This window comes from Flavobacterium sp. GW823-FHT04A11, from assembly GCF_058796535.1.
Genome location: NZ_CM179503.1, coordinates 3,571,005 through 3,591,830, shown reverse-complemented (window position 1 = coordinate 3,591,830; position 20,826 = coordinate 3,571,005). Strand labels below are relative to the sequence as shown.

The following is a 20,826-nucleotide window of genomic DNA, read 5'->3' as shown; positions in this document are numbered from 1 at the left end:
GAACTTTAATGTACCTTTGCAAAAAAATTTACTCATGAAGTTCGTACATCGTTTTGCTTATTATTTGATTGGTCTTATTATGGGATGCTTTTTTGTAGCCCTTGTTTTTAGTGGAAAAGATACGCGCTGCAACTACTTTCCAAATGCCAGAGTTTTAAACAATTTAAGAACAAAACCTTTTCAATATTCTGCTAAAGCAATTCAAACTTTAAACGAAAAATGGGTTGATACTGCCGATATTAAAAACACTTTAACTTACGGAGACGTTGATTTTGACCAAAGTAATGTTCCTGTAAACAAAGGAAAGTTATATATTATTGAAGGAAAAACAGTTAAAAACCAGGAAATAATCTTAAAAGTAATTAACTACGAAAATAAAGCAATCTTAGACGAGATTATCAAAAAACCTGCTGAAAAGTAATTTTTTTGTCATTTCGAGTAACAAGAAATCACATCCAGAGAGCAACGAACTGCAAATCCGTTATGCGATTTCTTGTTACTCGAAATGACAAAATTGTGGACAATTATATTTTGGCTATCCTTTTATATTTACTTATATAACTTATATGGTTTAAAAATTACCATTCAATTTCCTTAAGTCCTTTAGATTTCAAAAAAGCATTTGTCTGGCTAAAATGTTTATTCCCAAACCAAAAACCTCTGTTCGCACTTAAGGGCGAAGGATGTCCTGATTTTAAAATATGATGTTTCGAAGCGTCGATTAATGCTGCTTTCTTTTGAGCAAAACCTCCCCAAAGTAAAAACACAACATTTTCCTTTTCTTCAGAAATTTGTTTTATAACTGTATCTGTAAATTTCTCCCAGCCTTTCCCCTGATGACTTCCGGCTTCTGATTGTCTTACTGTCAAAGTTGCATTTAAAAGAAAAACACCCTGATCTGCCCAACGCTCTAAATTTCCTGTTTTAGGAATCGGTTTTCCTAAATCAGTTTCTATTTCTTTGAAAATATTATATAAAGATGGAGGAAACGGAATTCCGTCATTGACAGAAAAACACAGTCCATTTGCCTGATTTGGACCATGATAAGGATCTTGTCCAATAATTACGACTTTTACCTGATCGAAATGACAGTGATCAAAAGCCGAAAAAATCTGGCTCCCTTTTGGGTAACAAATCTTCGTGGTATATTCCGTTTTTACAAAAGCAATTAAATCCTTAAAGTATGGTTTTTCAAATTCTTCATTTAAAACTGGTTTCCAGGAAGAATGCATTTTTACGTCCATGATTTTTTTATGCGAATTTCAGAAATTTTTAAGTAAAATCATATTTACAAACACATAAAATTTAGGTAAAAACTTTGTAGAATTCAATCATAATGTTTTCGTACTTTTGTGTATACTTTATTATAAGGAATTAAATGATTAGCATTACCGAAAAAACATTACAAGACTTACAATTTCCAACAGTTCTCGAAACCATCTCAGCTGGCTGTAATACAGACATTGGAAAAGAAAAGGCTTTACAAATAACACCATTTAGAGATAAAGAAACTTTGATGCAGGCTTTGATGCAAACGTCAGAGTATGTTTCGTCTTTTCAGAATAATAACGCAATTCCAAACCATGGATTTGATGCTATAACAAACGAAATCAAATTTTTAGCAATAGAAGATAGTTTCCTGGAAGTGGGCAGTTTTAGAAAAATTGCGACACTTTCATCTACTTCAAATTTCTTGTTGAATTTTCTTAAAAAATTTGATGATTATTATCCGAACTTAAACGCAAGAGCTTCCAGAGTTGAATATACTAAAGATATTGTAACTCTAATTGACGCTATTGTTGACAAATATGGAGAAATAAAAGACAATGCTTCGCCAGCTTTATTGAGTATTCGTCAGAATATGAATATCGTTCGAGGTAAAGTAAATCAAAGTTTTGGAGTAGCACTTTCTCATAATAATAGTCTTGGTTATTTGGATGATATTAAAGAAAGTTTTGTGCAAAACCGTAGAGTTTTGGCCGTTTTAGCTATGTATCGCCGTAAGGTAAAAGGCTCAATTTTAGGAAGTTCTAAAACAGGAAGTATTGCCTACATTGAACCGGAAGCTACTTTGCAATATTCCCGTGAATTAGCCAATCTTGAATATGAAGAAAAGGAAGAAATTACTCGAATTCTAAAACAATTATCCAATCAGATTCGTCCGTTTTTGCCTTTACTAATTGAATATCAGGAGTTTTTAAGTGATATTGATGTGGTTGCCGGAAAAGCAAAGTACGCCAACAGAATCAACGGAATTTTGCCAACAATTACCGAAGAAAGAAGATTGTTCTTTAGAGAAGCGTATCATCCAATTTTATATTTGAATAATAAGCAAAAAAATGAAGTTACGCATCCGCAAACAATTGAATTAAAACAAGATAACCGAATTATTGTGATTTCAGGACCAAATGCAGGTGGAAAAACAATTTCGCTTAAAACAGTTGGTTTACTGCAATTAATGCTACAATCCGGAATGTTGATTCCTGTTCACGAACGCAGCGAAACTTTCTTGTTTGATAGAATTTTAACGGATATTGGAGATAATCAATCTATTGAAAATCATTTGAGTACTTATAGTTACCGATTAAAAAACATGAATTATTTCTTAAAGAAATGCAACAAGAAAACCATGTTTTTAATAGATGAATTTGGTACTGGTTCTGATCCGGAATTGGGTGGCGCTTTGGCTGAAATTTTCCTGGAAGAATTCTACCATCGTGAAGCTTTTGGAATCATTACAACGCATTATTCAAATTTGAAAATTCTGGCAAATGAATTGCCTTTTGCAACAAATGCCAATATGATGTTTGACGAAAAATCGCTTGAACCGATGTACAAGCTGGCTTTAGGTCAGGCCGGAAGTTCCTTTACTTTTGAAGTTGCCTTAAAAAACGGAATTCCGTTTGGGTTGATAAATCGTGCCAAAAAGAAAATTGAAGTTGGAAAAGTTCGTTTTGATAAAACCATTGCAACACTTCAAAAAGAACGTTCGAAACTGGAGAAAACTTCTATAAATCTTAAAGAAGAAGAAACCAGAGCGCGCGAGGAAAGCAAAAAGATGGAAAACATCAATGTAAAAATCAAACAGAAACTAGAAAGCTATCAGGAATTATACGACAGCAACCAAAAAACGATTTACATTGGTCAGAAAATTGAAGATATTTCAGAAAAGTATTTCAACAATAAAAATAAAAAAGAACTGATTGGCGAATTTTTGAAAATTATAGAAATTGAAAATTCAAAACGTAAAAAAGCAACTCCGAAAGAAGCAAAAGCCATAATCGAAAAGAAAAAAGAAGTTATTGCAGAAGTAACAGTTCAGGTTGAAGAAATTCGAAAAGAGAAAAAAGAGAAGAAACTCAAACCTGTTGTCGAAAAACCAAAACCAATTTTGAAAGTTGGTGACCGTGTTAGAATGCTCGACGGAAGATCTGTGGGAAGCATCGATTCAATCGAAAAAAATAAAGCAACTGTAAATTATGGAATTTTCACTTCAAAAGTAAGTTTGGATGAATTGGAATTAGTGGAAGCTGCTAAGAAATAAGTTTTCAGTTTTCGGTGGCAGTTTTCAGTTATTAAACATGTAAATCTGTCAAAAATTAAAATAAAGCGATTTAAAGAATAATCTTCAAAAAGACAATTACGAAGATGAATATTTTTAAAATATTGCTTAAAAATAAATTATGGGAGTCATTTTTGATTTGTAAAATTGATTGATTTTTAATTTTCAATAGAAATAAATAATCGATAAGAATGTTGCCATTTTTGTCATTTCTAGAAACGAGAAATCTTCGCAAGCAACTCCACAAAGATTAACTACTTACTGAGTTGAAATTCTGGTGTCATTTCATATTCCAATAAATGAAAAACTATATTAAGCTTTGTCAAAGTTTTAACTTTGACAAAGCTGAAAATCTTAAACTTTAAACTTTCTAAAATGCAAAACCTTCCAAAAAACAAAAAAATAATCCTATTCGACGGCGTTTGCAATTTATGTAACAGCGCAGTTCAGTTTATCATCAATCACGATAAAAAAGATGTTTTTCGTTTTGTGGCTTTGCAATCGGAATTGGGAATTGAAATCTGCAACTATATTGGCGTTGATCAAACTAAAATTGACAGCATCATTTTATACAATCCAGGCGTTGCATATTATTATAAATCTACCGCAGCCATCGAAATTGCAGAAGATCTGGGAGGAATTTATAATTTAATGTCAATTTTCAAAATTTTTCCTGAAAAACCTAGAAATTATATTTACGATTACATTGCCAAAAATCGCTATAAGTGGTATGGCAAAAAAGAAAGCTGCATGATTCCTACTCCGGAATTGAAAGCTAAGTTTTTGTAAAGTAAATAAATGTTTTGTCAGACTGAGCGGAGTCAAAGTCCCGTACGTAGATAGACAATCTATATCACTTTATGTTAGTTGCTTATGTCATTTCTTTGCGGGACTTCGACTCCGCTCAGCCTGACATAAAATGAGAATAAACAATAAAAAATCCCAAACTCAAACGTTTTACGATTTGGAATTTGGGATTTTATCCCGAGGCATCGGGATGAAATTTATTAGAAATTTATCTAATTAACTTTCTGTATTTCAAACGTTTTGGAGTTAAATCACCACCCAGACGTTTCTTTTTGTTTTCTTCATAATCAGAGAAACTTCCTTCGAAGAAATAAACTTCAGAATCTCCTTCGAAAGCTAGAATGTGCGTACAAATTCTGTCTAAGAACCATCTGTCGTGCGAAATAATTACGGCACAACCGGCAAAATTCTCTAAACCTTCTTCAAGTGCACGAAGTGTGTTTACGTCTAAGTCATTCGTAGGCTCATCCAGTAAAAGAACGTTTCCTTCTTCTTTCAATGTCATGGCAAGGTGCAAACGGTTACGCTCACCACCAGAAAGCATTGAAACTTTTTTGTTTTGCTCGCCACCACCAAAGTTAAAACGTGATAAATAAGCTCTTGAATTCACTTGCTTTCCTCCCATCATCACTAATTCCTGACCATCAGCAAAGTTCTCCCAAATCGATTTATTTGGATCAATATTAGAGTGTGATTGATCTACGTAAGCGATTTTCACAGTTTCTCCAACTGAAAATTCTCCACTATCTGTAGCTTGCTCTCCCATAATCATTTTGAAAATGGTAGATTTACCAGCACCGTTTGGTCCGATAATTCCAACAATTCCGGCTTGTGGCAAAGTAAAATTCAGATTATCGTATAATAATTTATCTCCAAAAGCTTTCGCAACATTTTTTGCTTCAATAACATTTGTACCTAAACGTGGACCATTCGGAATATAGATTTCCAGATTTTCGTCCAATTGTTTTTGGTCTTCATTTAATAATTTGTCGTAATTCTGTAAACGCGCTTTTTGTTTTGTCTGACGACCTTTTGCTCCCTGACGAACCCATTCTAACTCACGCTCTAAAGTTTTTCTGCGTTTAGAAGCTACTTTTTCTTCCTGTGCCATACGGTTTGATTTTTGGTCTAACCAAGAAGAATAATTTCCTTTCCATGGAATTCCTTCTCCTCTATCCAACTCTAAAATCCATCCTGCAACATTATCAAGGAAATATCTATCGTGCGTTACAGCAATTACAGTTCCTGCGTATTGCGCTAAATGCTGCTCTAACCAAAGTACAGATTCAGCATCAAGATGGTTGGTTGGCTCATCAAGTAACAATACATCAGGTTGTTGCAATAACAAACGACATAAAGCAACACGACGGCGCTCACCTCCGGAAAGGTTTTTAATTGGTGTATCACCTTCCGGTGTACGCAACGCATCCATTGCAATTTCTAGTTTTGTATCGATTTCCCAGGCACCAAGAGCATCAATTTTGTCTTGCAATGCTGCCTGACGATCCATCAACTTATCCATTTTATCCTGATCTTCGTAATATTCTGGAAGACCGAATAAATCATTAATTTGGTTGTATTCTTCTAAAACTGCCATAGTTTCTGCAGCTCCTTCACGAACAATTTCGATAACGGTTTTAGAATCATCAAGAATTGGTTCCTGCTCTAAATAACCTACAGTATAACCCGGTTGAAAAACAACATCACCCTGATAATTTTTATCTACTCCGGCAATAATCTTTAATAATGAAGATTTACCAGAACCGTTTAGACCAAGAATACCAATTTTAGCTCCGTAAAAGAAACTTAAATAAATATTTTTAAGCACCGGTTTGTCTGCTCCCTGATAGGTTTTACTCAATTTCTGCATTGAGAAAATTACTTTCTTATCGTCTGACATTTTGTTTTATTTTTATTTTAATTATTTAATTTTATTATTCTTCAAAAGCTTAAACTCTACCTTTCAATGCATTAAAAACCCAGGCATTAGCAAAAAATCCAACGCCTACCGCTACAAATCCCCAGCCGGAAACATCTCTGTATCTAAAAGCGCCAAGACCTATAAGTAACAATCCCATAAGTATCATTATAAAAGTAGCCCATCCTAAAACGGTATTTTTATTCATTCCCATAATTGTGTAATTATTATTTTAAAGTAGTAAAATTTTTAGAAAGGCAAATATCGTGAATTTTCACGGCTTAATTAAATATTTTGTACAGCATTTCTTTTAACAAATCTGATTGAGGCAAAGCATTGGCACCAACACCTTTACTTTTGACGTCAACATTGCGCAAAGCACCCACAATCTGACTCACTTTTCGCATTGGATAATTCTTTATTGCTAAATCGTATTCCTTTAAAAAATAAGGATTTACACCAATTGCTGTCGCTACATTTTTAGGATTTTTATCCTTAAGTCCGTGGTATTTTAAAAGCTGAACAAAAAATCCAAATACCAGTCCGGTTGTCATTACCAGAGGATATTCTTTAGGATTATGAGCAAAATTTTCTGCAATTTTATAAGCTTTTAATTGGTTTCGTTCTCCAATTGCTTTTCTTAATTCAAAAACATTATAGTCTTTACTAAAACCAATATTCTCTTCAATATGCTGTGGCGTAATTACGGTTCCCTGAGGCAAAATAATTTGTAATTTCTCCAGTTCATTATTAATTTTACTCAAATCTGTACCCAAAAATTCCACCAGCATAGCATTTGCTTTAGGATCAATAGTATACTTTTTTCCTGCCAGAACACGTTTTATCCAATCGCCAACCTGATTTTCGTATAATTTTTTACTTTCGTAAACGATTCCGTTTTGCGCTAATAATTTGGTTACTTTTTTACGTTTGTCAAGTGTTTTGTATTTGTAGCAAAAAACCAAAACAGTTGTTTCCATCGGATTATTTACATAAGATTCAATTTTATCAATAGTTCTCGATAAATCTTGTGCTTCTTTTACAATAACAACCTGACGGTCAGACATCATAGGATAGCGCTTAGCCGTTGAAACAATATCTTCTACAGAAACATCCCTTCCATATAATACGGTCTGATTAAATCCTTTTTCTTCTTCAGAAAGTATATTTTGCTCAATATATTCAGATAATTTATCAATGTAATAAGGCTCTTCTCCCATTAAAAAATAAATCGGTTTTATATTTCCGGCTTTTATATCATTTACAATTTTTACAACTTCATCCATTCAATTTCTTCTTTCAGGTTTTAAAGTTTCAAGTTTAAACCTGAAACAAAAAACTATTTTATATTTTTGCTTTATGCAAAGATTAAATTTTCCAATCTATAGTTTTCGATTCAAAAATAGCGAAAATAAAGTGTCTATTTTTGATGAAATAAGAAAAAAATTTATCATTCTTACTCCCGAAGAATGGGTTCGTCAGCATGTAGTTCATTATTTAATGAATGAAAAAAAATATCCAAAATCACTCATAAACGTAGAGAAAGTTTTAACAGTCAATGGTTTACGAAAACGTTATGATGTTGTTGTTTTTAATTCTGATGGTTCTATACATATATTGGTAGAATGTAAGGCTCCGGAAGTTAAAATATCTCAGGCAACTTTTGATCAGATTGCACGTTATAATATGACAATGCAGGCACGGTTTTTGAAAGTTACAAATGGTCTGAGCCATTATTATTGTCAAATGGATTTTGAAAACGAAAAGTATGAGTTTTTGAAAAGTTTACCAGACTATAAAGAAGTTTAATAAAATTAAAAAAATACCTTTTGGATAAAATAGCTGTTGTCATTTTAAATTGGAACGGAGTAAAATTGTTAGAACAATTTTTACCTTCTATCATCCAATTTTCAGAAGAAGCCACTATATATGTAGCAGATAATGCTTCAACAGACAATTCAATAGATTTTGTCAGACAGAATTTCCCAACAATAAAAATCATAAAAAACAGTGGTAATCACGGTTTTGCAAAAGGCTATAATGACGCTTTAAAAGAAGTTAATGCTGAATATTACGCATTAGTTAATTCTGATATTGAAGTTACCGAAAACTGGCTAAAGCCAATTTTAGAAACATTTGCAATCGAAAAACAAACGGCTATCATTCAGCCTAAAATTCTTGATTTTAAAAACAAGGAATATTTTGAATATGGCGGAGGAGCCGGAGGATTTATTGACAAGTTTGGTTTCCCTTTTTGTCGTGGCCGAATTTTTGAAACTATAGAAAAAGATAATGGACAATACGATGATAATTGTGAATTATTCTGGGCTTCGGGAGCTTGTTTTTTTATCAGAAAAGAGGTTTATGATGAATTAAAAGGTTTTGATGAAACTTTTTTTGCGCATCAGGAAGAAATTGATTTATGCTGGCGTGCTGCAAATGAAGGACACATTATTAAGTACAATTCAGAATCAACTGTTTATCATGTTGGAGGCGCAACTTTACAGCAGGGAAATCCTAAAAAGACCTTTTTAAATTTTAGGAATTCTTTATTAATGCTTGTCAAAAACTTACCGAAAAAAGGATTGTTTTTCGTGATTTTCTTCAGAATGGTTTTAGACGGAATTGCGGGTATCCGTTTTCTTACACAAGGAAAATTCAGTCATACTTTTGCAATTTTAAAGGCACACTTTTCATTTTATTGCATATCTTTAAGATATTTACGAGAACGAAAAGATTTTCAAATTCAGCAATACTATAGCGTAAAAAGTATCGTTTACTTGTATTACATTAAGAAATTGACTGTATTTAAGGAAATCTTTAACAGTAATCAAAATATTAAAAACTAAATTTGTAATCAACGTTTAATTAAATATAATACCTATGAGAAAAATAGTTATCGCACTAACAGTATTAATGGCCTTAACTTCGTGTGTATCGAAAAAACAATACGCAGCATTAGAAGCTAAGAACAAAGAGACCCAGGATTTATTAAACTCTTGCACAGTTAAATTAAATTCTTGTCTTGAAGAAAAAGCAGGATTAGCAGCTACAGCTGAAAGCTATAAACAACATAATCAAGACTTGATAAACAGCTCTAAAGATTTAACTGTATTAACTACAAAAGGTGCTGAAAACCTTGAAAAATCATTAGAAAGTTTAAAAGAAAAAGATTTAAAAATCTCTAGACTTCAAGATGCTTTAACTAAAAAAGACAGTGTTACTTTAGCATTAGTTACAAGTTTAAAAGGAGCAGTTGGAATCAACGATCCGGATATCGAAATCAATGTTGAAAAAGGAGTTGTATTTATTTCTATCGCTGATAAATTATTATTCAAAAGCGGAAGTTATGACGTGAGCGACAAAGCAAAATCTGTTTTGGCTAAAGTTGCAAAAGTTGTTAACGACAAACCTGATTTTGAATGTATGGTTGAAGGTCACACAGATGACGTTCCTTACAAAAGCAACGGAGTTTTGCTAGACAACTGGGATTTAAGTGTTAAACGTTCAACTTCTATTGTACGTGTATTAACAAACGATCTTGGTGTTAACCCGGCTAAATTAATTGCTGCAGGTAGAAGTTCATACGTACCATTGGTTGCAAATGATACTCCTGACAATAAAGCTCGTAACAGAAGAACTCGTATCGTGGTTATGCCAAAAATCGATCAATTCTATGATATGATTGAAAAAGAAATGAAAAAACAAGCGAAATAATTCCTCGTTTAACATACTTCATAAAACAAAAAAAGCAGGTCTAACGACCTGCTTTTTGTATTCTTAACCCTTTTTTAATAACCAATTAAATGTAAATCAAGAATAGCATTATCTTTAAATTAACTAACTAAATTTTAACTATACTAAAGTTAGTTATTTATTTTAAATAATTATACTATTTCAGTTTTTTTTTACAAAATATCAATATCTCCTTTTCCTTCCCTTACAATTACTGGCTCATGTTCAGATAAATCAATAATTGTCGAACCTATATTATCGCCATAACCGCCATCAATTATCATATCAACAAGATTTTGCCATTTCTCAAAAATCAATTCCGGATCGGTAGTATACTCAATTACATCATCTTCATCGCGAATAGAAGTCGATACAATTGGATTTCCTAACTGTCGAACAATTTCTAAAGCAATATTATTATCCGGAACACGAATACCAACAGTCGTTTTCTTCTTAAATTCTTTTGGTAAATTATTATTCCCGGGCAAAATAAAAGTGTATGGACCCGGCAAAGCTCTTTTCAAAATTTTAAAAGTCGAAGTATCAATCTGACGTACATAATCTGAAAGATTACTCAAATCATGACAGATAAAAGAAAAGTTAGCCTTTTCTAATTTTACTCCTTTAATTTTTGCAATTTTTTCTAAAGCACGAGAATTGGTAATATCACAACCCAAACCGTAAACAGTATCTGTTGGATAAATTACCAAACCTCCGTTTTGAAGCACTTTCACCACCTTTGCAATGGCAGCTTCACTAGGTTTATCAGGATATATTTTTATGAATTCGGCCATTTGTTTTTTGTTTAAAGTTTTATTTGTTTCAGGTTTTAAAATCTGTGCTTTTTACTTTGAAAAATTGAATTGTTAACAACAATAAATAATAAAATCAATAATCTACCAAATTTTCAAAATAAAATATATCACCATTTTCAACTTTTGCATCAGAAGCTTTCTCTGAAAAAAATATCTCATTTAGTCCACTAAAATTATAATTGATTACAGTTAAAATATTAGTTCTTGAATTTAATTTATAGAATTTACCATTGTCAGTCCACCATCTCCCTCTTTCATTCCAAACTTTTACTTCGCAATCTTTAACTGATGTAAATACAATAAAATACTTTCCATTTTCTTCCCTATTTATAGTCCAATATTTTTTAGGGATAAGTGTAATACTATCAAAATCAGCACCTTTCCAATAACCAACTAACTTTTTCTCCTCTTTACTAATTAATGTCTCTGATTGTCCCAAAACATTTAATGAAACTAAAAAAATAAAAGGGTATAGTATTTTTTTCATATTACCCTACAACATCCAACTTCGCAAATCGAAGCAACAGTTTTTTAATTCCGCCGACTTCAAATTTTATTTCTGCTTTTTTATCAGCTCCAACACCTTCAAGGTTAATCACTTCCCCTTTTCCGAAGCGTTCGTGCATCACAATATTTCCAACAGTTAATTTACTGTCGAATAAATTTGTGCCCGCAGCACTTGGTGCATTTCCCGAAACTGGTTTTAGCTTACGAATATTTAAATCCGGTTTTGGTTCGTTGTCTGTAATATATTTTGGCGGAGTTCCTCCAACCGGTTTTGCCAATCGCAATTTTGACTTATCAACATCTCCAAAGATATCACCGTCAATCATAGGTTTAAAACGGTAATTACTTTCTGCAGGCGTTAAATACTCTAGATATTGTCCGTCAATTTCCTCAATAAAACGAGAAGGTTCACTGTCTGTCAATTTTCCCCAACGGTAACGCGATTGTGCATAAGTTAAATAAGCCTGATGTTCAGCACGTGTCAAAGCCACATAAAACAAACGACGTTCTTCTTCAAGTTCACTTCTGGTACTCATACTCATCGCGCTCGGAAACAAATCTTCTTCCATTCCCACCACAAAAACATGCGGAAACTCCAATCCTTTTGCAAGGTGAATTGTCATCAAAGCCACACGATCTTCATCAGAGGTATCCTTATCTAAATCAGTTGCAAGCGCCACATCTTCCATAAATTCTGAAAGTGCGCCTCTTGCTCCGTCAATTTCTTTTTGTCCCTCGGTAAAATCTTTTATACCGTTTAAAAGCTCTTCAATATTCTGAATTTTTGCCATTCCCTCGGGAGTAGCATCTTTCTTTAATTCCTGAACCAATCCGGTTTTTTTAGCAACATAATCCGTAATATAAAAAGCATCCTGATTTTGATTAATCACCTGAAAACTCTGAATCATTGTCACAAAATCATTCAGTTTATTCTTTGTTCCGGCATTCAGTTTCAGGTCAATTTTATCAATATTCACCATTACTTCCCAAATCGAACGTTTATAATGATTCGCCGCAATGGTTAGTTTTTCTACCGTTGTATCACCAATTCCACGTGCAGGATAATTGATAACGCGAATTAGCGCTTCCTCATCTTTCGGATTAATTACCAAACGCAAATAACACAAAACATCCTTGATTTCCTTACGTTGGTAAAATGATAATCCCCCATAAATTCGATACGGAATATCACGTTTTCTCAACGCGTCCTCCATTGCACGCGACTGAGCATTAGTACGATACAAAATCGCAAATGCACCATTATGCAATTGGTTCTGCATTTTTTGTTCAAAAATCGTACTCGCCACAAAACGGCCTTCTTCGGCATCCGTCAAACTGCGATGTACTTTTATCTTGTGTCCAAAATCATTTGCAGTCCAGACTACCTTATCCAGCTTTGTTTTATTGTGTTCCATCACAGTATTGGCCGCTTCAACAATATTTCTCGTTGATCGGTAATTTTGCTCTAAACGAAACATGACTACGCCTTCATAATCCTTTTGGAAATTCAAAATATTATTGATATTTGCCCCACGGAAAGCATAAATACTCTGCGCATCATCTCCAACCACACAAATATTCTGAAATTTATCTGATAAAGCCCTAACAATCAAATACTGAGAGTGATTTGTATCCTGGTACTCATCAACCAGAATATATCTAAAACGATTCTGATACTTCGCTAAAACTTCAGGAAAACGAGTTAGCAATTCATTGGTTTTCAACAATAAATCATCAAAATCCATTGCTCCTGCCTTAAAACAGCGCTCTACGTATTGCTGATAAATTTCTCCCAATCTTGGTCTTTTTGCCATAGCATCGGCTTCTACCAATTCCGGATTGTTGAAATACGCTTTTACCGTAATCAAACTGTTTTTATAGCTCGAAATTCGACCTAAAATTTGTTTTGGTTTATAGATATCACGATCCAACTGCATTTCTTTTATAATCGAAGAAATCAGTCTTGCCGAATCCTGAGAATCGTAAATGGTAAAATTAGACGGATATCCCAAATGATCTGATTCCGCACGAAGAATACGGGCAAAAATCGAGTGAAAAGTTCCCATCCACAGGTTTTTAGCTTCTGTCGCTCCTACAATGTCCGAAATCCTGTGCTTCATTTCACGAGCAGCTTTGTTCGTAAACGTAAGCGACAAAATATTGAAAGCGTCAACACCCTGCGCCATCAAATAAGCAATTCTAATCGTTAAAACACGGGTTTTCCCCGAACCTGCACCAGCAATAATAATCATTGGCCCGTCTTTTTTCAGAACAGGTTGTCGTTGTGCTTCATTGAGCTGATCAATATATTTTTGCATGAAATTATTCTCCTTTTATGCAAAAATAAGAATTAATGCTGTAATAAGCTACTAAGTTTCTGAGGTTCTAAGTTGCTAAGTTTTTTATTTTTTTGGAGCAGAACAATCGGCTTTTTCAGAAACATCGTTCCCGCTTTCGGCTATATCTCTCCGTTTCACTGCGAGGATACCGCCTCTATCGGGGCTAGAAAAAAACAATTAGCTTTTTTTAGAAAAAGTTGCTAAGGCACAAAGTTTTTCATAAATACAAACGAGGTCTTTTAATTTAGAAGTTATATCTAGCCCGAAGTTTCTCTTTAAAATCCGAATAATCTATAATTCTTCCTGCTTCTATATCTTCTTCACTTTTTCGAAGTTCCTCCATTAATAATTCTAAACTATTCTGGTAATCGTAATCGTCCAATTCTTCCATATTGTGATAAATTATATTTTAAATATCAAATAAATATATAAAAATTTACTTACAATGATTATAAAAATTTAAAACAAATGTCTCATAATAGAAAAACTTAGAACCTTAGCAACTTAGCATCTTAGAACCTATTTATAGAATACATCGTACGCAAATCGTATCAAAGTACCCACCACAACAACCAAGAAGAAAACCCGAATAAAACCATTTCCTTTATTAATGGCGAGTTTTGCACCAAGCCATCCACCAAGTCCGTTGCTTATTGCCATCGGAATTGCAATGAACCAAATGATTTTTCCTTTTATCATAAACAAACAAATCGAACCAAAATTAGTCGCCAGATTGACCATTTTGGCATTTGCAGAAGCGTGCAAAAAATCAAAACCTAAAAGTGCGATAAAAGCAACCACAAAAAAACTTCCCGTTCCCGGACCAATAAATCCGTCGTAAAAACCAACTATGATACTGATTACGACCGCGTAAATAATCTGCGTTTTTGCCGAATGATCTTTTTCAACGTGCTGACCAAAATTTTTCTTGGCATACGTATAAATAAACAATAAAGACAAAACCACAAGCAAAAGCGGTTTCATAAAATCATTACTGACAAGCGTTAATATAGTAGAACCCAAAAATGCTGACGGAACAGCTAAACACATCATTATCAATAACAATTTCCATTGAATAACCACTTTTTTCAAATATTGAAAAGCAGCAAAAGCAGTTCCGGTAAAAGCAGGTAATTTTAAAGTTCCAATAACGGTTGAAACCGGTAAATTAGGCAGCAAAATTAATCCCATTGGCGTCTGAATCAATCCGCCTCCGCCAACAATGGCATCAATAAATCCTGCAGCAAAAGCAGCTAAACAAAGTAAAATGATGATGTATGATTCCATTTATATTGGGCTTCAGTAGGTTTTGAGAATTGTCCACAAAAATAGGTTTACATTTCATTTATTACAATAAAAAATAATATTGATTTCTCATCAAAAAGTATATTTTTGTTGAAAAATTATTCAAATGGATTTTACAAGAATTATAGAATTAGCCAGTTATACTTTACCAGCGATTATTACCGGATTTGTGGCTTACAGTTTTTTTGAATTACACATTAAAAACAACGATAAAAAACGCGAATTTTTATTAAGCAGAGAATATCAAAAGCAATCTTTGCCGATACGTTTACAGGCTTACGAGCGTATGACTTTATTTTTAGAGCGTATTAATTTGACTAAATTACTAATCAGAATAACTCCTGTTTCTAACGAAAAACACGATTATGAAAATTATGTAATCGACCAAATCGAACAAGAATTTGAACACAATTTAACACAGCAAATTTATATGTCTGACGAATGTTGGACAATCATTACAACAGCAAAAAACTCAACGATACAAATTATTCGTAAAGCTGCCATGAGCGATCGTGTTGACAGCGCAGATAAATTAAGAGAGAAAATTTTGAATGATTTGTTAGAGAAACAATCTCCAAGTAATGCTGCTTTGGGGTATATTAAAAATGAAGTTGCAGATCTTTGGTAAATTACAATTTTAGAGTTCAGATTTTAGATTTTAGATTTGTCAAAAATGAATTTTAAGTTATTTAAACAATCTAAAATCTAAAATCATAAATCTAAAATCACCTGTTATCACTCATAACCTCAGACTTATTCTGAGCATATTCATACCCTTGTTCCCACCATTCCTTCATAACTTCCTTATTAAAAATAAGCGCATTATCGGTTAGTTTTGTTGGAGTGTAATATAAGTTAAGTTTCACATTTTTGTTGTTTGCCATAAGTTTTCCTATAGCAATATCGTGTTTTTCAACCTGATCTAAGGCAATTCTAAACAAATCAATCATTAGAGAAAATGGATTTTTCCCGATAACCATTTTATCCATATTCACCTCTGTTTCCAGAATGATAACATCAATTTCTGTAGCTCCACGATTAATAGCTTCGCGAATAGGAACTAAACTGGAGAATCCGCCATCACCGTATTCGAAGTTATCTTTCTCAACCAAACTCATGAAAGGAACATAATTACTCGAAATCCAGGACCAGTCGCAAAACTCTTCATAACTACAATCTTTTATAGATTTATATTCTGATTCGTTTTTGGTAAAATTAGTAACGGTAATGATAACATCATTATTCAGCTTTTTCAGTTTATTGAAATCAGACAAACTAAAATTGTTTTTAATGTACTTTTTTAATCCTTTGCTTTCGCCAAAAGTTCTTTTTCCTTTAAAAAATTGACGTATTACATTGAAATGATTGATAGTTACAATGTCGACTCCGTTTTTATTTTTAACTACAAACGGGCAAATATTGAAGATACTGGACATAGTCACATTGGTGTAAACCGAATGAATTTTTTTTATATGTCCCAAAGCCAAATGCGGAATAAGCAAACTTCCGGTAGAAGTTCCTAAAAATAAATCGTATTCGTGATTTTTTTCTTCTATTAAATATTGTGCAACACCGCCGGCAAATGCGCCCTTGCTGCCACCACCGGAAATAACCAATGCTCTCATATAATATTGTAGGTTTTGTTTTTGGCTTTTTTCTTTTTAGAGAATAGAAAAAAGAAGAAAGAACAAAGACAAAACTATACGCAAAAATCTATACTCTTTACTCTTGCCTCTATTTTCTTTTCTCTATACTCTATAATCTATATTCTCTATTCTTCTATATTCTACTCTTTCAACAAACGATTCAATTGAAACTGTTCATCGGGGGTCAAATTAGGCAAAATTCTATCAAATGAAGCACGCATTTCAGGTTTTTTTAATAAAAATCGAATTGTGTCTCTTCCGAATTTTGAAAATTGCCACATATGATGCGTTGTGGAATTAACTAAATTACTGAGAACCTGATCGTTAATTATTTTAAAAGCGATCAATTTTTCAAGAGCATTTTGTCGTGTAGTCGCTTCATATTTTGTAGAAGAAAACAAAATTAATTCTGCAATTAATTCATCCGGATTATCGGCATAATTTGGGGTAGATAATGCCAATGAGAGCCACATGGTTCTCAAATTATAGTCGTTAAAACCTATCCAGTTTTTAGATTTATCCAGATATTCGGTGCGATGATCCGGAAAGTTTTTCCATAACCAATATAAGGCGATTTCTTGTGTCTGATAGGATTTATCGTCAAGCAAAGTTTCGTATTGAGTTCTAAAATCTTCCGGTATCTTGGTTAAAGTACTGGCAACAGCCTGGCGAATTTGTACATTATTAGTCTGCAAAGCCAAAAGCAAAAGTTCTTTTTTGGCTTCAAATTTTTCATTTTCAAGTTGGTCAACAATTGCTTCTTTTACAGCATAATAAACATCTGATTTTAAAGTATTCTTTAAAAAATCCTGTTTTTCTGCTATTGGCGTTTTCTTCAGTTTATCAACTTCTAATCGAACCTGAATGGCTTTATTTTTACTCAATAATGCATTTGCTCCAGCGGTATCAAATACGGTAGATTCCAGCCAGGTTTTTTGAAACTGAACCAAATCAAAATTGGATACATTTTTTATTTCATCAAAGAAATTTTGAGTATTTACATTTTGATAAGCGTACTTTTTCAAATAACTTTTTATTGCTTTTTTAAACCCTTTATCGCCAATCGATTCATGCAAAACAAATAAGGCCCAAGCACCTTTTTCATAAAAAGTAAGCGAACTTGCCTTTGCATTCAAAACCGGAATCGTATCTGTTCTCGAAGCAAATTTTATCTGTTGCGCCGTATCGTACAATTTCGAATAGAAATAATCATCGCCGTAAATTTCTCTTTCTGCCAAAGCTGCATAATAAGTTGCAAAACCTTCCTGAAGCCAGTGATGCGTACTGCTTTCGGCTGTAATTAAATCTCCAAACCAGTGATGTGCCAATTCATGCGCATCAACATTGGTATAATTTCGATCTTCAAAACCAATAGAATCCACAACATATCGCGTAGCAAAAAGTGTTGATGTCGTATTTTCCATACCCGCATATAAAAAATCGCGAACCGGAATTTCTCTGTAAATCTCCCAGGGATAATTAACGCCTATTTCTTTCTCCAAAAAATCAAAAATACGTTTAGAATAGCGATAGGTTGGCTCAAAACGACTAGCATCCTTATTTTCTAAATAATATTCTAACGGAATTTTAGATTTTGCCGTAAGTTCTTTTTTATCGTATTTTCCAATTGCAAGCATCAATAAATAAGAACTCATTGGATTTTTCATTTGATATTGCCAATGAATCAAATCTCCGTTTGCTATTTTTTCTTTTAAAGTTCCATTCGAAACCACCTGATACTTTTTATCATAAGTAATTCCCAAATTGAAGATGATTTTTTCATTCACATCATCAAAACTCGGGAACCAATTGCTTGTATATCTTCCCTGCCCTTGCGTCCAGATTTGCACGTCTGAATTTTCAATGTTTACAAAATAAAGCGCTTGTTTTGGTTTAACCGAATATTCAAAAGTCAGGTGATTTTGCCCTTTTTGAAAATTATGAATGATTTGTAATTCTTTGCCGGTATTTACAAAAATCGCGTCTTTATTATCAACTTGAACATGAATGAATTCCATGTTTTTAGCATCCATTTTAATCGTATCAACCGGTTTTAAAACCTCAAATTGATAATCAACAATTCCGGAAATTGATTTTTCTGCAGCATTTAATTTCAATTGTCCGTTTACCGATTTGAAATCGACAAATTTTGTTTGTTGCGCAAATAGAACAGTGGTAAATAATAGTAGGATATATTTCATTGAAAATAAATTAACGGCGAAATCCCAAAGTTACAAAGGTTTCATCAACAAATCGAATCAAATTTGTATGTTTACGATAGAAAATTATAATAACGTGTCAACACCCAAAAAAGCCATATTCAATTGGAGCAGCGGAAAAGATTCTGCGCTCACTTTGTATAAAATTTTAAAGAATGCCGAATATAAAATCGAATATCTTGTTACAAGTGTCAACCAGCAATTTCAGCGAATTTCTATGCATGGTGTTCGTGTAGAATTACTTGAAGCGCAGGCAAAAAGCATCGGAATACCTTTGAAAATCATTCAAATTTCGGAAATGCCAACGATGGAAATTTATGATACTATAATGGCACAAACTTTATCGGAGTTTAAAAAAGAAGGTATTACGCATTCTGTTTTTGGAGATATTTTTCTTGAAGATCTCCGAAAATATCGTGAAGATCAACTGGCAAAAATTGGTTTTGAAGGCGTATTTCCTCTTTGGAAAATACCAACGAAAGATTTAATTCAGGAATTTATTTCGTTAGGATTTAAAACGATTGTTGTTTGTGTAAATGAACGTTATCTCGACAAAAGTTTTGTCGGCCGCATTATCGATCAGGATTTTATTAATGATTTACCTGAAAATGTAGATGTGTGTGGAGAAAACGGTGAATTTCATACTTTTACATTTGACGGACCCATTTTTTCAGAACCTGTTAATTTTGAAATTGGCGAAATCGTGTATCGCAAATATGAAAGATCTGCAAAAGAAGATGCTTCCAATGAAGCCTGTGATACCAATACAACCGATCCATTTGATTTTGGATTTTGGTATTGTGATTTAATATAACCGAAAAATTTATGATGATCTCAAAGGAAAAGAGTTTAGAAGTAAAAAAAGTTTTATCATTTCTTGATGAAATCGGAATTAATATAATTGAAAAACAATTAGGAGAAACCTTTTTGCCGGGATTAGATTTAGGTACGGATGGTTTGTACATCGATTTTGATAAACTATTATATCCCGGAGATATTCTGCATGAAGCCGGACATTTAGCGGTTACAGCTTCTTTAGAAAGAAAAACAGTCGGAACCGATGAAATAAGCCCCGAATGGCCAACGCAAGGTGACGAAATTGCCGCTATTTTATGGTCTTTTGCCGCCTTAAAACATTTGGATTTACCTCTTGATTTTGTTTTTCATTCTAACGGATATAAATCACATTCTGAATGGTTTATTTCAAATTTTAGCAATGAAACTTATATGGGTTTGCCGCTTTTGGAATGGATGGGACTAACTTTAGGAAAAGAACGCGCGCTGCAAGAAGGCAAAGAACCGTTTCCTAAAATGCAAAAATGGCTCAGAGATTAAACAATCTATTCTGATTCATTGTACATTTTGAGCAGATTGGTAACCGTATTCCAGTTTCTGATTGTGGCCGTTACATTGAGTTTTTTCTCTATATATTTCTGGTCAAATCTGGTTTTTCCGGCGCCGACAGCATATTTAATAAAAATTCTGTTTCCGTCGATACTCGCTTCATCCGGTTTAAACTGACTGATTTTCAAATCATTTATATTTTCGCTTTTTAAGGCAATTGAAATAAAAGCAACATAAAGCTTTTTGGTATCAACTTCTTTCTCTTTTAGATATGGACTGTTTTTAAAACACAATTCAAGATCTTCTTTTGTAATGACAATCGTTGGAACTTCATGTCCAAAAACCTTAAAAATTTCCTGTTTGATCATAAAACCCACTTTCGAAGCACTTTCTTCTTCAGTATCAACAAAAACATTTCCGGATTGCAGATAAGTCCTTACGTTCTGAAAACCAATATTTTCCAACATTGTTTTCAAAGCTTCCATTTTCATCATATTATGACCGGAAACGTTGATTCCGCGTAAAAGAGCTAAGTGAGTTATCATTTGTTGATTTTTTTTATTTCTCAAAGATATTATTTTATAAACTTCAATTTATCTGATTTTCAAATTTCCTAATTAAAATCTATC

At 33.0% G+C, this 20,826-nt stretch carries 21 protein-coding genes; 9 read left to right on the top strand and 12 right to left on the bottom strand.

Annotated features, from left to right (window positions below):
• Positions 1 to 34 precede the first annotated feature (34 nt).
• Positions 35 to 421 (top strand): DUF4258 domain-containing protein, encoded by a 387-nt coding sequence (locus AC3QL1_RS15555; RefSeq protein WP_492492753.1) that lies wholly within the window; start codon positions 35 to 37, stop codon positions 419 to 421.
• A gap of 157 nt (positions 422 to 578) precedes the next feature.
• Here the strand turns inward: AC3QL1_RS15555 and AC3QL1_RS15550 are convergent, their stop codons facing one another.
• Positions 579 to 1,244, bottom strand: a complete 666-nt coding sequence (locus AC3QL1_RS15550) for a uracil-DNA glycosylase (protein WP_492492751.1) — start codon at positions 1,242 to 1,244, stop codon at positions 579 to 581.
• 134 nt (positions 1,245 to 1,378) lie between these two features.
• Here AC3QL1_RS15550 and AC3QL1_RS15545 point away from each other — a divergent pair, with 134 nt between their 5' ends.
• Positions 1,379 to 3,544, top strand: a complete 2,166-nt coding sequence (locus AC3QL1_RS15545; protein ID WP_492492749.1) for an endonuclease MutS2 — start codon at positions 1,379 to 1,381, stop codon at positions 3,542 to 3,544.
• A gap of 393 nt (positions 3,545 to 3,937) precedes the next feature.
• Complete coding sequence (locus AC3QL1_RS15540; protein WP_492492747.1) at positions 3,938 to 4,351, top strand: thiol-disulfide oxidoreductase DCC family protein; 414 nt, start codon at positions 3,938 to 3,940, stop codon at positions 4,349 to 4,351.
• 226 nt (positions 4,352 to 4,577) lie between these two features.
• On the opposite strand, the gene ettA is transcribed toward AC3QL1_RS15540, so the two are convergent.
• From ettA to holA, 3 genes are all read right to left on the bottom strand, one after another.
• Positions 4,578 to 6,269, bottom strand: a complete 1,692-nt coding sequence (gene ettA / locus AC3QL1_RS15535; RefSeq protein ID WP_492492745.1) for an energy-dependent translational throttle protein EttA — start codon at positions 6,267 to 6,269, stop codon at positions 4,578 to 4,580.
• Between the two features lie 49 nt (positions 6,270 to 6,318).
• Positions 6,319 to 6,501 carry a CAL67264 family membrane protein gene (locus tag AC3QL1_RS15530; protein WP_035666747.1) on the bottom strand — a complete coding sequence of 61 codons (183 nt, stop codon included), beginning with the start codon at positions 6,499 to 6,501 and terminating at the stop codon, positions 6,319 to 6,321.
• A 67-nt stretch (positions 6,502 to 6,568) separates the two neighbouring features.
• On the bottom strand, positions 6,569 to 7,573 hold the full coding sequence (holA, locus tag AC3QL1_RS15525; protein WP_492492743.1) for a DNA polymerase III subunit delta: 1,005 nt from the start codon (positions 7,571 to 7,573) through the stop codon (positions 6,569 to 6,571).
• A 73-nt stretch (positions 7,574 to 7,646) separates the two neighbouring features.
• On the opposite strand from holA, the gene AC3QL1_RS15520 reads away from it, so the two are divergent.
• The 3 genes from AC3QL1_RS15520 to AC3QL1_RS15510 are packed head-to-tail and all read left to right on the top strand — an operon-like array spanning position 7,647 to position 10,004.
• Positions 7,647 to 8,096 (top strand): type I restriction enzyme HsdR N-terminal domain-containing protein, encoded by a 450-nt coding sequence (locus AC3QL1_RS15520; RefSeq protein ID WP_492492741.1) that lies wholly within the window; start codon positions 7,647 to 7,649, stop codon positions 8,094 to 8,096.
• A 20-nt stretch (positions 8,097 to 8,116) separates the two neighbouring features.
• Positions 8,117 to 9,136 carry a glycosyltransferase family 2 protein gene (locus AC3QL1_RS15515; protein WP_492492739.1) on the top strand — a complete coding sequence of 340 codons (1,020 nt, stop codon included), beginning with the start codon at positions 8,117 to 8,119 and terminating at the stop codon, positions 9,134 to 9,136.
• Between the two features lie 34 nt (positions 9,137 to 9,170).
• Positions 9,171 to 10,004, top strand: a complete 834-nt coding sequence (locus tag AC3QL1_RS15510) for an OmpA/MotB family protein (protein WP_492492737.1) — start codon at positions 9,171 to 9,173, stop codon at positions 10,002 to 10,004.
• A 191-nt stretch (positions 10,005 to 10,195) separates the two neighbouring features.
• On the opposite strand, the gene AC3QL1_RS15505 is transcribed toward AC3QL1_RS15510, so the two are convergent.
• The 5 genes from AC3QL1_RS15505 to AC3QL1_RS15485 all read right to left on the bottom strand — a co-directional run bounded on the left by AC3QL1_RS15505 (position 10,196) and on the right by AC3QL1_RS15485 (position 14,970).
• Positions 10,196 to 10,816: an L-threonylcarbamoyladenylate synthase gene (locus tag AC3QL1_RS15505; protein ID WP_492492736.1), complete on the bottom strand. Its 621-nt coding sequence runs from the start codon at positions 10,814 to 10,816 to the stop codon at positions 10,196 to 10,198.
• A gap of 94 nt (positions 10,817 to 10,910) precedes the next feature.
• Positions 10,911 to 11,324 (bottom strand): hypothetical protein, encoded by a 414-nt coding sequence (locus AC3QL1_RS15500; RefSeq protein ID WP_492492734.1) that lies wholly within the window; start codon positions 11,322 to 11,324, stop codon positions 10,911 to 10,913.
• A 1-nt stretch (position 11,325) separates the two neighbouring features.
• Positions 11,326 to 13,662: an ATP-dependent helicase gene (locus AC3QL1_RS15495; protein WP_492492732.1), complete on the bottom strand. Its 2,337-nt coding sequence runs from the start codon at positions 13,660 to 13,662 to the stop codon at positions 11,326 to 11,328.
• A 265-nt stretch (positions 13,663 to 13,927) separates the two neighbouring features.
• Positions 13,928 to 14,074, bottom strand: coding sequence for a hypothetical protein (locus AC3QL1_RS15490; protein WP_492492730.1), 147 nt, complete (start codon positions 14,072 to 14,074; stop codon positions 13,928 to 13,930).
• Between the two features lie 128 nt (positions 14,075 to 14,202).
• Positions 14,203 to 14,970, bottom strand: a complete 768-nt coding sequence (locus AC3QL1_RS15485) for a sulfite exporter TauE/SafE family protein (protein WP_492492728.1) — start codon at positions 14,968 to 14,970, stop codon at positions 14,203 to 14,205.
• A 124-nt stretch (positions 14,971 to 15,094) separates the two neighbouring features.
• Here AC3QL1_RS15485 and AC3QL1_RS15480 point away from each other — a divergent pair, with 124 nt between their 5' ends.
• Positions 15,095 to 15,616 (top strand): DUF7935 family protein, encoded by a 522-nt coding sequence (locus tag AC3QL1_RS15480; protein WP_492492727.1) that lies wholly within the window; start codon positions 15,095 to 15,097, stop codon positions 15,614 to 15,616.
• Between the two features lie 97 nt (positions 15,617 to 15,713).
• On the opposite strand, the gene AC3QL1_RS15475 is transcribed toward AC3QL1_RS15480, so the two are convergent.
• Positions 15,714 to 16,613: a patatin-like phospholipase family protein gene (locus AC3QL1_RS15475; protein WP_492492726.1), complete on the bottom strand. Its 900-nt coding sequence runs from the start codon at positions 16,611 to 16,613 to the stop codon at positions 15,714 to 15,716.
• A 161-nt stretch (positions 16,614 to 16,774) separates the two neighbouring features.
• Complete coding sequence (locus AC3QL1_RS15470; protein ID WP_492492725.1) at positions 16,775 to 18,835, bottom strand: M1 family metallopeptidase; 2,061 nt, start codon at positions 18,833 to 18,835, stop codon at positions 16,775 to 16,777.
• Between the two features lie 67 nt (positions 18,836 to 18,902).
• Here AC3QL1_RS15470 and AC3QL1_RS15465 point away from each other — a divergent pair, with 67 nt between their 5' ends.
• Both AC3QL1_RS15465 and AC3QL1_RS15460 read left to right on the top strand, forming a co-directional pair.
• Positions 18,903 to 19,667: a Dph6-related ATP pyrophosphatase gene (locus tag AC3QL1_RS15465; RefSeq protein ID WP_492492723.1), complete on the top strand. Its 765-nt coding sequence runs from the start codon at positions 18,903 to 18,905 to the stop codon at positions 19,665 to 19,667.
• Between the two features lie 11 nt (positions 19,668 to 19,678).
• The gene (locus AC3QL1_RS15460) at positions 19,679 to 20,188 is read left to right on the top strand and encodes a hypothetical protein (protein ID WP_492492721.1); all 510 of its coding nucleotides are present in this window, start codon (positions 19,679 to 19,681) and stop codon (positions 20,186 to 20,188) included.
• A 5-nt stretch (positions 20,189 to 20,193) separates the two neighbouring features.
• Here AC3QL1_RS15460 and AC3QL1_RS15455 read toward each other — a convergent pair whose 3' ends face one another.
• Positions 20,194 to 20,742 carry a DUF1697 domain-containing protein gene (locus AC3QL1_RS15455; RefSeq protein ID WP_492492720.1) on the bottom strand — a complete coding sequence of 183 codons (549 nt, stop codon included), beginning with the start codon at positions 20,740 to 20,742 and terminating at the stop codon, positions 20,194 to 20,196.
• Positions 20,743 to 20,826: the final 84 nt, after the last annotated feature.